The organism is Sulfurimonas sp. (genome assembly GCF_032250635.1).
GTDB lineage: Bacteria > Campylobacterota > Campylobacteria > Campylobacterales > Sulfurimonadaceae > Sulfurimonas.
In genome coordinates, this window is sequence record NZ_JAVVFL010000034.1 from 1 (window position 1) to 13685 (window position 13685).

The 13685-nt window shown below is 38.9% G+C and carries 17 protein-coding genes; 9 read left to right on the top strand and 8 right to left on the bottom strand.

The window, feature by feature from the left end; translation table 11 throughout:
- The 7 genes from mobB to RQ763_RS03530 form a co-directional block, all read left to right on the top strand.
- On the top strand, window positions 1-397 hold a 397-nt coding region (mobB, locus tag RQ763_RS03500; protein ID WP_314151216.1), incomplete at its 5' end, for a molybdopterin-guanine dinucleotide biosynthesis protein B.
- A gap of 5 nt (window positions 398-402) precedes the next feature.
- A complete protein-coding gene (locus RQ763_RS03505; RefSeq protein WP_314151217.1) occupies window positions 403-1242 on the top strand; it encodes a class 1 fructose-bisphosphatase in 840 nt (279 codons plus the stop codon).
- Window positions 1229-1435, top strand: a complete 207-nt coding sequence (locus RQ763_RS03510; protein WP_314151219.1) for a hypothetical protein — start codon at window positions 1229-1231, stop codon at window positions 1433-1435. The genes RQ763_RS03505 and RQ763_RS03510 overlap by 14 nt, the downstream gene beginning before the upstream one ends.
- Window positions 1436-1559: 124 nt before the next feature.
- A complete protein-coding gene (metG, locus tag RQ763_RS03515; protein WP_314151220.1) occupies window positions 1560-3491 on the top strand; it encodes a methionine--tRNA ligase in 1932 nt (643 codons plus the stop codon).
- The gene (locus RQ763_RS03520; protein WP_314151222.1) at window positions 3488-4483 is read left to right on the top strand and encodes a hypothetical protein; all 996 of its coding nucleotides are present in this window, start codon (window positions 3488-3490) and stop codon (window positions 4481-4483) included. The genes metG and RQ763_RS03520 overlap by 4 nt, the downstream gene beginning before the upstream one ends.
- Before the next feature lie 43 nt (window positions 4484-4526).
- A complete protein-coding gene (locus tag RQ763_RS03525; protein ID WP_314151223.1) occupies window positions 4527-5660 on the top strand; it encodes a TRAP transporter substrate-binding protein DctP in 1134 nt (377 codons plus the stop codon).
- A 16-nt stretch (window positions 5661-5676) separates the two neighbouring features.
- Window positions 5677-6957 carry a putative glycoside hydrolase gene (locus RQ763_RS03530; protein ID WP_314151224.1) on the top strand — a complete coding sequence of 427 codons (1281 nt, stop codon included), beginning with the start codon at window positions 5677-5679 and terminating at the stop codon, window positions 6955-6957.
- On the opposite strand, the gene RQ763_RS03535 is transcribed toward RQ763_RS03530, so the two are convergent.
- Window positions 6890-7555 carry a SprT family zinc-dependent metalloprotease gene (locus RQ763_RS03535; protein WP_314151225.1) on the bottom strand — a complete coding sequence of 222 codons (666 nt, stop codon included), beginning with the start codon at window positions 7553-7555 and terminating at the stop codon, window positions 6890-6892. The two genes, RQ763_RS03530 and RQ763_RS03535, sit on opposite strands and share 68 nt — an antisense overlap.
- Window positions 7542-8216 carry a 7-cyano-7-deazaguanine synthase QueC gene (gene queC / locus RQ763_RS03540; RefSeq protein ID WP_314151226.1) on the bottom strand — a complete coding sequence of 225 codons (675 nt, stop codon included), beginning with the start codon at window positions 8214-8216 and terminating at the stop codon, window positions 7542-7544. The genes RQ763_RS03535 and queC overlap by 14 nt, the downstream gene beginning before the upstream one ends.
- Window positions 8217-8264: 48 nt before the next feature.
- Between queC and ybeY the strand changes: the two genes are divergently transcribed.
- A complete protein-coding gene (ybeY, locus tag RQ763_RS03545; protein ID WP_314151227.1) occupies window positions 8265-8684 on the top strand; it encodes an rRNA maturation RNase YbeY in 420 nt (139 codons plus the stop codon).
- A 6-nt stretch (window positions 8685-8690) separates the two neighbouring features.
- Window positions 8691-9617, top strand: coding sequence for a calcium/sodium antiporter (locus tag RQ763_RS03550; protein WP_314151228.1), 927 nt, complete (start codon window positions 8691-8693; stop codon window positions 9615-9617).
- Between the two features lie 74 nt (window positions 9618-9691).
- Here the strand turns inward: RQ763_RS03550 and mrdA are convergent, their stop codons facing one another.
- The 6 genes from mrdA to lptC all read right to left on the bottom strand — a co-directional run.
- The gene (gene mrdA, locus RQ763_RS03555; protein WP_314151229.1) at window positions 9692-11479 is read right to left on the bottom strand and encodes a penicillin-binding protein 2; all 1788 of its coding nucleotides are present in this window, start codon (window positions 11477-11479) and stop codon (window positions 9692-9694) included.
- The gene (locus tag RQ763_RS03560; RefSeq protein WP_314151230.1) at window positions 11476-11928 is read right to left on the bottom strand and encodes a hypothetical protein; all 453 of its coding nucleotides are present in this window, start codon (window positions 11926-11928) and stop codon (window positions 11476-11478) included. The genes mrdA and RQ763_RS03560 overlap by 4 nt, the downstream gene beginning before the upstream one ends.
- The gene (locus RQ763_RS03565; RefSeq protein WP_314151232.1) at window positions 11895-12359 is read right to left on the bottom strand and encodes an N-acetyltransferase; all 465 of its coding nucleotides are present in this window, start codon (window positions 12357-12359) and stop codon (window positions 11895-11897) included. Before RQ763_RS03565 ends, RQ763_RS03560 begins: the two co-directional genes overlap by 34 nt.
- Window positions 12352-12966, bottom strand: a complete 615-nt coding sequence (gene yihA, locus RQ763_RS03570; protein WP_314151233.1) for a ribosome biogenesis GTP-binding protein YihA/YsxC — start codon at window positions 12964-12966, stop codon at window positions 12352-12354. The genes RQ763_RS03565 and yihA overlap by 8 nt, the downstream gene beginning before the upstream one ends.
- Window positions 12963-13442 carry a lipopolysaccharide transport periplasmic protein LptA gene (gene lptA, locus RQ763_RS03575; protein ID WP_314151235.1) on the bottom strand — a complete coding sequence of 160 codons (480 nt, stop codon included), beginning with the start codon at window positions 13440-13442 and terminating at the stop codon, window positions 12963-12965. The genes yihA and lptA overlap by 4 nt, the downstream gene beginning before the upstream one ends.
- A partial coding sequence (gene lptC, locus RQ763_RS03580; RefSeq protein ID WP_314151236.1) for an LPS export ABC transporter periplasmic protein LptC occupies window positions 13439-13685 on the bottom strand: 247 nt, incomplete at its 5' end. The genes lptA and lptC, both read right to left, overlap by 4 nt.

Sequence of the window (13685 nt, forward strand, 5' to 3'; positions counted from 1 at the left end):
CGCTATTATTAAGCATGACCCCAAAGATAAAGCTCGTTTTGATGTTGAGGGAAAAGATAGCTACAAGTTTTCAGACACAGGTGCAGAGGTTATTGTAACCTCCCCAAATCGCACCACCTACTTTTCAAACAGACACAAAGAACTTGATGAGATGATCAGGCTTTTTAACGACTTTGACATCTTACTGGTTGAAGGGCTAAAGAACCTCCCTCTTCCCAGAATAAGCGTGTTTAGAGATGAGCTGGATAGTGACTATTTCCCCTATATGGACGCTTTGGCGACTGACGGAAGTATAAACTTTAGTGATTATGAACTACCAAAAAATGTAGATATTCTAGATATAAACAACTGCGAAGATGTAATATCTTGGATACTTAAAAACGCGAAGGAAGTGTAATATAAATGACTGATATATTTAGCGCCATACAAAGAACGGCAATTAGAATTAAAGATGCGATAGATACGAAAGATATCGGTTATTCACAGCAGGAGAACAGCTCAGGAGAGACGCAGCTTCAGCTTGATATAAAGTGCGATATGATCATTGAAGAGGAGTTCTCAAACGTAGCGTCTATCCATACGATTGCAAGTGAAGAGAAAGAAAAAGAGCTCATGTTGCATAAGGATGGAAGATATTTCATTGCTTATGATCCGCTTGACGGCTCCTCTTTGATAGATGTTAACCTTAGTGTAGGTTCGATTTTCGGCATCTATGAGAACGGCTTTGGCGCGCAAAATATGGTTGCTTCATGCTACGTCGTTTTTGGACCTCGTGTGGAGATGGTTTTTGCTCATAACAAAGCAAAGCTTCATCTGCTCCAAGGCACAGAGTTTGAGTTTGTAAAAGAGATCCGTCTTAATGAAAAAGGCAAGCTTAACGCACCTGGTGGAACACAGCAGAACTGGAAACCTTACCACAAAGAGCTGGTAGACAGCTTCTTTGCAGAGGGTTATCGTCTGCGATACTCTGGCGGCATGGTTCCGGATCTGCACCAGATTCTCTTAAAAGGCGGTGGGCTTTTTAGTTATCCGGGAACTTCAGACAAGCCTGATGGCAAACTTCGCAAGCTTTTTGAGGTGTTTCCTTTTGCATTTATCTTTAAAACTGCCGGCGGTGAGGCGATTGATGGCAAAAAAGATCTGATGGAGCTTGATTTTGCTCATATACATGACACGTCACCATGCTTTTTCGGCTCCAAATATGAGATACAAAGAGTAAAAGAAGTCTATGCAAACAACTGATGCGGTCGAGATGGACAAATTTGAGCTTTATCTTGATGAGATGATAGAGAAGCTGCATAAATGTCAAAAAGAGAGGCAGTCGGCAAGCTGCAGCAGTTGCGAGCTCTATTTAGATTGTGAGCTAAGAAGCAACTACGTAAAAGCGGTTTACAACAGCATGTCCAAGGGTGATACCGGCGGATTTGAATTTTGATATACTTCTTTAAAAAATCTGACGCTTTAGCGTCAAGCTTTAGTGCCACAGCGGCTAGCGTAGCTAAGCGGGACTTGTTCCGATTAGCGTTTTAATCAGAATTTTGAATTTTAAGGAGAAAAAATTGAGTAAATATATAACAACACCTATCTATTACGTAAACGGCGAGGCACATATAGGACATGCCTATACAACTTTTATAGCAGACACTATGGCTAGATATGAGAAGCTAAAAGGTGAAGACACCTACTTTTTGACCGGAACTGATGAGCACGGTCAAAAGATAGAGGAGTCTGCCCAAAAAAACTCTAAGCCAACACAGCAGTTCGCCGATGAGATTAGTGCCGGTTTTAAAAATCTTTGGGATGAATTTGGGATAAGTTACGACAAGTTTATCCGCACAACTGATGAAGATCATAAAAAAGGTGTTCAAAAAGCTTTTGAAGCCATGTACAACAAAGGCGATATTTACAAAGATTTTTATGAGGGTCACTACTGTGTTAGCTGTGAGACATTTTTTACGGAGATGCAGCTTGTTGATGGTGAATTTTGCCCTGACTGCGGCAGAAGCACAAATATCATTAAAGAAGAGAGCTACTTTTTTAGACTCTCAAAATATGAAGACGCACTCCTAAAACACTATGCTGACAATCCTGATTTCATCATGCCGCGTTCTCGTGCAAATGAGGTTATAAACTTCGTAAAAGGCGGTCTTCGTGACCTCTCCGTGACAAGAACATCATTTACTTGGGGCGTAAAAATGCCTGAGTCAATCAAAGATGACAAGCATGTCATGTATGTGTGGCTTGATGCACTTTTAAACTATATTACTGCGCTTGGCTACGGAAAAGATGATGCAAATATGCATTATTGGCCGGCTTCAGTTCAGTTTGTAGGTAAAGATATTCTCCGTTTTCACGCTATCTACTGGCCTGCATTTTTAATGAGTCTTGACCTCCCTCTTCCGCAGCATATCGGCGCGCATGGGTGGTGGACAAGAGATGGCGAAAAGATGAGTAAATCAAAAGGCAACGTTGTCTCTCCTAGAGAAGTTTCTGATGCTTATGGTGTTGAGAACTTAAGATATTTTATGCTCAGAGAGGTGCCTTTTGGGCAAGACGGCGACTTTTCCCAAAGAGCGTTTATTGACAGAATAAATTCTGAGCTTAGCAACGACTTGGGTAATCTGCTCAACCGTATTATCGGCATGAGCGGCAAATATTCAGACCTTGAGATTGACAGCGTGGATGTTTTAAAATACCACACAAAAGAAGTAGACGCGATGAATGTTGTTCTAGACTCTCTTGATACATTTATGGAGAACCTGCAGACTCACAGATATCTTGAGGAGCTGTGGAAGCTCTTTTCAATCGGAAACAAAGCCATAGAAGAGCATGCTCCGTGGGTTAAAATGAAAGAAGGCAGAAGAGATGAAGCGCTGGCTACGGTCGCTCTTGTTGCAAATATTTTAGCAAAAGCCTCTATTATGCTCCACCCTGTTATGCCAAAAACTACAAATACTATTGCAGATGCTTTGAATTTCAGTATCGATCATGCAAGCTATAGAGAGCTAATCGAGGATAAGAAACTCTTGAAATTATTTAATATCAAGCCTGTCCCTCCCCTATTTCCACGCGTTGAAGAGCCGTTGATGCCTGAAGCTCCTCTGGCTCAGCCAAATGTTACCGAAGAGAGTGCCAAAGAGCAGGATAACCAAAAAGAGGAAGATAATCTTATTGAGATTGGACAGTTTTTTGAGACATCGCTAAAAGTTGGAGTAATCGTAGAAGCCGAGGAGGTTCCAAAGAGCAAAAAACTCTTAAAGCTTCAGGTTGATTTGGGTGAAGAAAAACCAAGACAGGTCGTTGCCGGAATCAGAGAATTTTATACAGCGGAGTCTCTGCTAAATACGCAGGTTTGTGTTGTTGCCAATCTAAAACCTGCAAAACTTATGGGTATGATCTCAGAAGGAATGCTTCTTGCTGCAAAGGATGAAGATGGTCTATGTTTAGTCAGACCTGAAAAACCTAAAAAAGCAGGCACGCCTATTGGATGAGACTTGAAAATTTTCTAGCACTTACACAAGCTACTCTTCTTAATGAGCCATGCATATATAGCTTTGAAAACATTGTTTTTGAGGCTATAAAAGTAAAAAGAGGCGACCTTTTTTTTGCTTTTGATTATGACGATATTGCTTTAGCTGTTGCAAACGGTGCTTATGGTATTGTGTTTGAAAAAACAACTGAGATAATTGATCCTGAAATTGCATGGATAAGAGTTGACTCTCTTGATGTAGCCTTGAAGAAACTGCTTCGATTTAAGATGATTGAAAAAGAGGTTGTAGCTTATGAGTGCAATGAAATTGTACTCAAACTCTCTATGCAGGTAACTACAGAGACAAACTTTCTCCCGCTAAGAGGTGATTTGAGATCACTTTTTAGGAGTTTGTGGGAGATACAAGACAGAAGCATCGTGCTCTTTTGCCCTGCTCTAACAGACTCTAAGATATTTGCAACCGTAAAAACAGTCCCAAAAAGACCTTTCGCGCCTATTGAGATTATGGAGCAGACGCTTTTTGAGACATCGTTTATCTATGATAATATATTTTATGAGAGACAGCTAATCTCTCCTTTTTTTATCTCCTATTTAGAAGAACTGCTGCACTTTTTTAAAACGGCAAAGATAAGCTATAAACTCAAAAAATTTACTCCAATAGAGCACTTTGAAGCCGTTTTCACAAACAAAAAACTTGAAGTTAAAAACTTCGGTACAAGCGATAAAGTGCTTATTTTTGAGCCAAATGTCACTCTTATAGATTCACAGATTCTTTTTTTAGAACGTCATGCATCATGGGCAAAAATTATCTTTATTGTTCCTTCTCATGCAGAGCAAGAGAGGAGTGAAAATATTTTTAGTTACAAAAATGAGAGAGATATTTTAAATATACTAAAAGAGAACAGTTTTCATTTTGCTCTTATTGCGGGTGTCGATAAATCGATACTGAATAAACCGCTCTCTCGGCAGACTCAGCTCATAATGGATTTTTAGATACAATGATAATATTAGAAATTTTCAAATCGGAAAGAAGATAATGAATAGAAGAGACTTTTTTACAACCGCTACAACAGCGTCTGCTTCCATTGTTTTGGTCGGATGCAACGAGAAAAATAGAGAAGCGATAGACTATTCAAAACACCCAGAAAAAAGAGAGAGCGGTACAAAAAGAGTAAATATCAACAAAAATAAAAAAACTACCATCAAACTTGCAACGAGTTGGCCTGCAAGTTTTCCTATTATGGGTGTCGGTGTTGAAAGAATGGCAAAGAGATTAAAAGATATCAGCGGCGGCTCGTTAGATGTAAAGATATATCCTAAAAATGTTCTTATACCAGATTTGGCGGTCTTTGATGCCTGTTCTAGCGGTCAGATCGATGCTTTTCACTCTGGACCATACTACTGGAAGGGAAAAAACAGCGCTTTTTCACTCTATAGCGGCATCCCTTTTGGTTTTACAGCAGAGGAGATAAACTCATGGATGCTCTTTGGCGGCGGGATGGAGCTGTGGCGAGAGCAGTATGCAAGATACAATCTTCATCCGTTTATGGGCGGAAATACCAACATCCAGATGGGCGGATGGTTTAGAAATGAGATAAAATCGCTCTCGGATATGCAAGGTCTTAAGATGAGAATCCCCGGTCTTGGCGGAGAGGTCTTTTCCAAAATGGGAGTAAACTCTGTTTTGCTTCCCGCAGGAGAGATATACACCTCCTTGGAGCGTGGGGTAATAGATGCAACTGAATGGGTTGGACCTGCACTTGATATTAAGATGGGGTTTTATAAGGTTGCTCCGCACTACTACTCAGGGTGGCATGAACCGGGCTCAATTTTAGAGCTTACATTTAACAAACAGTTTTATGCTAAGTTGTCTTTTGAACAGCAATCTATGATAGAGGTCGCAGCAAGCGAGATGAACTCAAATATGGCGTATGAGTTTCACAGCGAAAATATCAAAGCACTAAAACAGCTAAAAGAGCTGAATATCTCAATGCATCAGTTTCCAGTAGATGTCGTAAATGAGGGAAAAAGAGCTCTCAAAGAAGTTATTGTTGAACTTAGCGAGAAAAACGGCGATTTTAAAAAGGTTTATAGCTCTATTGAGAGCTATTTAGAGCTTTGCAGAGAGTGGAGTGATGCGAGTTTGAGGTATTTTTTAAATGAGAGATAAGAAAGGCGGTGCTATTTTGAGAAAGTTATTACTCTCTTTTTTTCTGCTTGAGACCTTTTTATGGGGCTCATTTAGCGGAACAATTGTTGACAAAACAACATCACTTCCTATAGGCAATGCTACCGTAAACGACTCACGCCTGAGTGTCAAAAGCGATGAGAATGGAACTTTTTTTATTGATAGCAACGAAGATAAAATCTTTATAAAAGCGTACGGATACAGAGCATATAAATTAGATAAAGATGAAGATAACGACACGATTGCTAAGCTAGAGCCCATAACTGTTAAAGCTCTTTATCTGAGCTTTTGGCGTGCCAGCAACAACTCTCCTAGACTCAAAGATATCTTAGAGATTATTGATAAAACTGAAATAAACTCCATCGTTGTCGATGTTAAGAGCGAGTATGGTTCAACCTCATATAAAACCTCTTTTGAAAAAGCAAACGGTTATGGCGCGCACAATGATAGAACAAACAGGGATATAGAGCAGTTTATGAAGCTGATGAAGTCCAAAAACATATACACCATTGCAAGAATAGTGACATTTAAAGATGAGCTTCAAGCTTCTAATAACCCTGAATATGCAATCAAAAAGAGGGATGGAACTCTCTGGAGAAATCATGATGAGATGGCATGGGTTGATCCGTTTGACAAAAGAGCGCACGAATATACGGTTTCAATCGCTGAAGATGCTGCAAGAGTCGGTTTCGATGAGATAAATTTTGACTACATCCGCTTTCCCGCAAAAGATGGACTGACATTTTCAAAAGAGAGTACACAGCAGAACCGCGTTAAAGCGATAAGCGATTTTTTAAAACTGGCACAAAACAGACTTAGAAAATATGGCGTTTTTATCTCTGTAGACACCTATGGAAATATATGCTGGGAAGACCATGACATGGGAATCGGACAGATGATAGAGCCGCTCGCCAAATATGCAGACTATCTCTCTCCTATGCTCTACCCTTCAGGATTCTCTAAAGGGTCATTCGGACTTGAAAATCCATCCGAACATCCGCATATGGTTATCTATAAAAGTTTAAAGAATATAGAGGATCAAATTGAGTCAAAAAGGCTCAGACCGTGGCTACAATCTTTTAAAGATTATGCGCACAGGAAAATTGCTTATAACTTCTTTGAAATAAACGAACAAATAAGAGCTACAGCCGACACAAATACAAGCGGATGGATGCTGTGGTCACCATCAAGCACGTATGAACTCACTCATTTTAGAATCCAAGAGAGAGATGTTTTAACTCTTGATTCAACGCGCGAGAATCCGGAATATATTGACTAACTAGGTCATGAAATTTTTTAGAGTGGTTCATATGCACTAAATGAGCCAGTTCATGGACAACGACAAAATCGATGAGCTTTTTATCTATCTTGATAAGTTCGGTATTAAAAGTTATTGTGCCTCTTGAACTGCAGCTTCCCCACCTGCTTCTCATCTTTCTGAACTTTATATCGCTGTAGCTTAGAGACATCTCTTTGGCGTAGTGCTCTGCTCTTTGGGTAAGATAGTTTTTCGCGTAATTTCTGTAGTATTTGTCATAGCATTTTAAAATAGGATCAATTTTTGAGATATCTATTTTTTTCAGATATTCTCTTAATTCACTCGCTTCATCGCTGTCTATGCTAAATAGCTCTCCAAAGAGCAGAACTTCATCTTGGAGATTGTGGATTTTTGGCGGATTCTCTTCTACTATTTTTAACTGTTTTCTTATCCACGACTCTCTTTTTGAAAGGAGATTCTCTATATAGCTCTCTGATACCCTTGGTGTTTTAAGCGTAATATCTCCGTTTTTTTTCACGCTGATATAGCTGTTTTTTAGACTTGGTTTGCAGAGATGTAAAATCTCTAAATCGTTAAATCTTATTTTATTGGTACTCAATCGGATCTTTTACTCCGGCTTCTTTAAAGCCTCTTAGTCGCAAACGGCAGCTGTCGCAGACTCCGCATGCTTTATCTTCACTTTTGTAACAACTCCATGTAAGATGAAGCGCAATATCAAGCTCAAGCGCATGCTTAACTATTTGAGACTTTTTCAGATGCACGAGAGGCATCTTAATCACAATATTTGTCTCATCTTTTGTGCCTAGGTTTATCGTGCGCTGCATACTTTGTATAAAAGACTCTCTGCAGTCTGGATAACCGCTGCTATCCTCTTCTACTACGCCTATGGCGATAGCCTCGGCACCCTCTTTTTCTGCTAGCGCCGCTGCCATACTTAAAAATATACCGTTTCTAAAAGGAACATACGTAACGGGCACGCCCTCTTCTAGTCCGCCTGTGGGAACCTCTATACTTGCATCAGTCAGAGCAGAAGCGCCGATTTGAGCAAAAAAGTCCAAATCTAAAACATATCTGCTTATAACTTTTAGCTCATCACATATGGCATGAAAACACGCCAACTCTTTTGTCTCTGTTCTCTGTGCATAATTAAAGTGCAGAGCAACAATCTCATAACCCATTTTCTGCATCATATATGCGCTAAGCGTTGAATCCATACCGCCGCTCATGACGCATAGCGCTCTTTTGTTTTTCTTTATCATAAAAATATTTTAACATAATTTGTTTATTATATTTGCTATAATTCGCCCATGATTGAACTAGATAACAGAACTTCTTTAGAAATTGACACCCTCGTCATAAATGCAATAGCAGATTCTCTTACAAAAAAAGAGATAGAGCTCATCCTTACAAGCAGTGATGAGATGAGAGAGATAAACAAGACGCATCGCAACATAGACAAAGATACCGACGTCCTTAGTTTTCCCTATGAAGAGATGCCTATGAGTCCTATTGGAAGTATAGTTATCTCATCTTCGCATGTAGAAGCGAGCGCGAAGGAGTTTGGGCATAGCACAGACGATGAGTTCGCACTTCTTTTTATTCATGGGATGCTGCATCTTCTTGGATATGACCATGAGGTTGACAACGGAGAGATGAGAAAAAAAGAGGCAGAGCTTATAGAGAAGTTTAATCTGCCTAAAAGTTTAATAATCAGAACACAAGGATAGAACCGTATGGATTTTGTAATTTTTATAGTTGCCATGGCAGCGCTCATTTATGGAGCCGATTTTGTCATAAAAGAGTCTGAGCGCATAGCTCTACATTTTAACATATCTCACTATGTCATCGGTGCTACTCTTATAGCCTTTGGAACATCTCTGCCTGAAATGGCTGCTTCCATGATGGCCGCATATTCAGGCAAAAGCGAAATGGCGGTTGCAAATGTTGTGGGAAGCGTTATTTTCAACATTACGCTTGTACTTGGAGTGGTATTTTTTATTTCCAAAAAAATGGTTCCAAATAGAGACCTCTTCTCTTTAGATAGCGCATGGATAGTTATCCCGGTAGTGCTTTTTTTTATAATGATTCAAGACGGCGAGATAAGCAGGGTAGATGGGGTTTTATATCTACTTTTGATGCTCTCCTATCTTATATTTTTATTTGGAAGTTCAAAAGAGACTCTCGAGAGCGACATCGATGAAGAACTTGTTAGAGAAAAATTCAACTGGGGTTTGACGATAGCGCTTCTTCTTGTCGGATTTGTGTTAACTATCGGCGGAGCAAATTTCGTTGTGGAGAGCGGTACAAATATAGCAAGATCTTTTGGTATCAGTGAGTGGATTATAGGACTTTTTCTTATAGCCCTTGGAACATCACTTCCTGAGCTTGTTGTCTCAATTGTAGCCATAAAAAAGGGCAATGCAGAGATGAGTATAGGAAATATCATAGGTTCAAACGTTGCAAACTTCTCAATGGTGCTTGGTTCTGCATCGCTTGTAAGTCCGCTAATGGTAGACCTTGTGGCAACAAAGTTTGATTTATTTATAATGGCAGCAGCCTCGATTGCCCTTGTTTTTATCTTAGCAAACAAGCTCTATAACAGAGCCGGAGCTATATTTTTATTAATTATATTGGTGCTATTTATACAAAACTCATTATGAGTTTCTTTAGAAAACTCTCTTTTGAGAAGTTTCTTTAGAAAACTATCTCTAAGCTGCATCTTTACATGTAGCTTCTACTTTTTAATGTATCCCATCTCCAAAAGCTTGTTGTAGATATCTGAAACAATTTTACCCGCTGCCGCACCGCCATGCCCGCCATGTTCTACCATAGCTAAAACAACATACTGAGGATTGTCATACGGTCCATAGGTTGTAAACCAGGCATGAGAACGGGTATAGTACTCCATCTCATGCTCCAGCTCTCTCTCTTTTATGTCTTGTAAAATACCGATAACCTGCGCCGTTCCCGTCTTGCCTGCGATTTTGACTTTTGAGCTTAGATAACCCGTTGCCGTTCCGCTTGGGTAATTACAAACTTCATACATAGCTTTTTGGATAATTGGAAGTTTTTTTAACTCATCTTCATTAAGTACCTCTTCAAACTCCGGCTTAATCTCCACATCTCCTATCTTTTTTGCAAATTGCGGACGAGGAAGTTTAGCCGTTGCCATAAGTGCCGTAAACTGAGCCATCTGCATGGGCGTAGTTAGAAAATCACCCTGCCCGATTGAAGTATTTACCGTCTCTCCTATATACCATGGTTTGTCGTATTTTTCTCTTTTCCACTCCCTTGAGGGTACAGTGCCAATAAATTCATTTGGTAAATCAACACCTGTTTTTCTGCCAAGACCGTATCTTATAAGCCCATCGCTCATCTTCTTGATGCCGAGCTGAATACTTCCTTTATAAAAAAAGTCATCGCAACTCTCTCGTATGGCTTTTGTTATGCCGGTATCTCCATGTCCGTCCCTTTTCCAACATCTAAATACCCTTTTGCCAAGCGGCATTGATGCTGTGCAGTGAACTCCCCAATTTGGACCGATTTCAGGTGAGGTTATATAGATAAGTCCAAGTCCTGTTTTTATAACCGAACCAGGTGGATAAAGTCCGTGAACAAGTTTATTTGTAAATGGTTTTTCAAGGCTGTTTGAGAATCTGTCCCACTCTTTGTAGCTAATGCCCGTCACAAATGTGTTTAGATTGTATTCGGGAAAACTGCTTGCCGACAAAATGGCGCCATCTACCCCCATAACAACTACGGCTCCTGATTTTTTGGCAAAAAGCGAAGAGATATATTTTTGAAGCTCAATATCTATGTTTAGGGTTAGTTTTTTATTTTCTATGGCAGCCTCGCTTGAGAGCTCTTCTATCTCTTGGTTGTTTGCATTTACTTTTATCTCTCTTTTTCCGGCCACTCCCTGGAGATAGGTGTTATAATATCTCTCTATACCTGATTTGCCGGTATAGCCTATTAGCTCTTGAAGCTTGTCATCTTTTATGTCACTTTTATTTGCGCGTGACACATATCCTATAGAGTGTGCAGCTACTTCATTATAGGGATAGAATCTTTTTGGGGACGAAAGAATATTTACTTTCTCTCTAAGATTTAGAATCGAGTAAACAGGCATAATCTCTTCGTATGAGACAAAGTCTACAACATCTATGAAGTTGTGGTTGTAGTATGAGTCCTCTTTTTTGTAGTTTTTTATCATCTTCTCTCTATCTAGATTTGGCAGCAATCTAAGAAGAGTGTTTATCTCCTCATCAAAAGCATCCTGATTTTTTTTCAGAGTAAGATGTGGGGCTAGCTGTATCTTAAAGCCAAGCTCATTTATTGCGATTGGCTTATTGTTAACATCCAAAATTTCCCCTCTAACGGGCGGGATTAGCTCTATTTTTATCATATTGTTATAAGATAGTTTCTCATAATAGGTATTTGACTCAACAGAGAGCACAAAAACTCTTACTAAGAGTGCAATCCATGTTGCAATAAATATAAAAAGTATAAATTTTACTTTCATAACAAGCTCAATATTAAAAATTCTACAGCTATGTAGTAAAGCACATAGTAGTCTATGCTAGGCATAGGAAGCAAAAATATATTTGACAAAAGAGAGAAAAAGAGAAAAAAACCAATGTAAACCAGGAATGCGATAGAGAAATTCACACATACGTTACAATTGAAATTCTGTTTTATTTTTGGAACAATATATCTGTGTATAAATGCAAAATATATGATGGTGCTAAAGAGCATATAGCTGTTTTGCGCTTCAAAAAAAAGCAGACATATCGCTACCAAAAAGAGCGAAAAAACATCTTCTCGCTTAAGCGCTTTTGCGAAAAAAAGATAAAGAAGTGCAAAAAGAGGCGGCAGAAAAAGGTATATACCGCTTAGTGCGGTATATATAATAAACAACGCCGCGTATAGAAGCGGTGTTAAAGAGTTTTGATTAGAGATACTTCGTTGCATACCGGAAAGTGTTTACATTTAATACAGTCAGCCCAGATTTTATGTTCGGGCAGTGACTCTTTTGGAATTTCGACAAACCCGAGGTTTTCAAAAAACTGTTGTCTATACGTTAAGCTTAGAACTTTTTGCAGACCGAGCATTCGAGCATCCTCTATCGCTCTTAGTACTAAATTTTCTCCGATTTTGTGTCCTCTTCTGCTCTCTTTAACAACAAGAGATCTAATTTCTGCAAGTGAAGGAGTGTGGATATGTAGAGCGCAAAAACCTACAATCTCCCCATCCTCTTTTGCAAGTATATATGATCTTATATTTGTCGCTATCTCATCCGAACTTCTAGCCAAAATAAGACCGGATTCTACTTCAGGGATAACAAGTTTTTGCATCATTTGTATATCTGAGAGCTTCGCTTTACAAAACTCAACCTCACTCATCTGATGCCCCTTTTAAAATGTCGTATATTATAGTTACAATCTTTTGCATACCTCTTTTTTTGGAGCTTGAAACCATCAAAGCTTGAGGAAACTCTTTTTTAAGAGCATTTTGCTCTTTTAGGTTTAGTTTGTCTATCTTTGTAAAAATCTGCATTATTTGTTGTGTTTCATCAGCATGTTCAAGCAAGAAATCGCTTACCGAATTGTCAATCTCTAAGTGCGGATGTCTGCAATCAATCAGATGGATAAAAAGTTTTATCTGCTTTCTCTGAGATATATAATCAGTTAGATTCTTCTCCCAGTCATGTTTTATTGATTTTGACACTTTTGCGTATCCAAAACCTGGCAAATCGACAAACTTTACCAAACTTTTTGAGGAGTCTTCTCTATCCATAAAAGTGACGTCAAAATAGTTTATAAGTCTTGTTTTTCCCGGGGTGGAAGAGACTTTAGCCAAACCTTTATGGTTACTAAGTGCATTAAGCAGTGAGCTTTTTCCGACATTTGAGCGCGCCATAAAAACAACTTCATTTTGCTCTTCACTCTCTGGTGCTCCGTTTATATTTGCTGCGGATGTGACAAACTTTGCGTCAACTATCTCAATCATTTTTTGCTCTTATTACTATCTTGTGCCATATTAAATATCATAATGACCGGCTCTTGTTCTGCACCTTTTGCGTATGCTTTGCCCTCTATAGTTTTAAGAACAACTTCTTCACCTATAATCTCTTTTTTTTCATTGATCTGCTTTAGGTGAACCTCTTTAGAAAAGTGGTACTCCTTCTCCTGTGGAAGATAGATCACTTTCTGAGCCTTTCCTTCATAAAGCGCACCATCTAACGTCTTAATTTTAAAAGAGGCGTTACCTTCGGCAATAAATTTTATAGGCTCTTGCTTCTCATTTGTGTAGATAGTGACAGTTGATGTGTTTAACTCATCGCTGCCTCTTATGATATTCACGTCACCTTCAAAAACAGACACACCTGTCTTTTGGTCTGCATTAAATAGCTTGGCTTTTACCTTTAGCTCTTGTGAAAACAGCGCTGCTGTTAAAAAAATTGTTAAAAAAATTGTTTTTTTCATCTCTTACTCTCTTCAAATTTATATATCGCGTTTACATTTTTTGACTCTATTTTTTCTAAAGAGTTATTATACTTTAACTTCTCTCCTGTTACTCTATTTGCGCCCCTATAGAGTACAAAATCGCCATCCGCAGTAGCAATGGCCGTTTTTTTGTTATATACCGCTTTTTGCGTCTCAAAAGTCAAGCCGTCTTCTCTGACATAGAGTATATCTCCACTTAGATGCACAACTTCATCTTTGTAG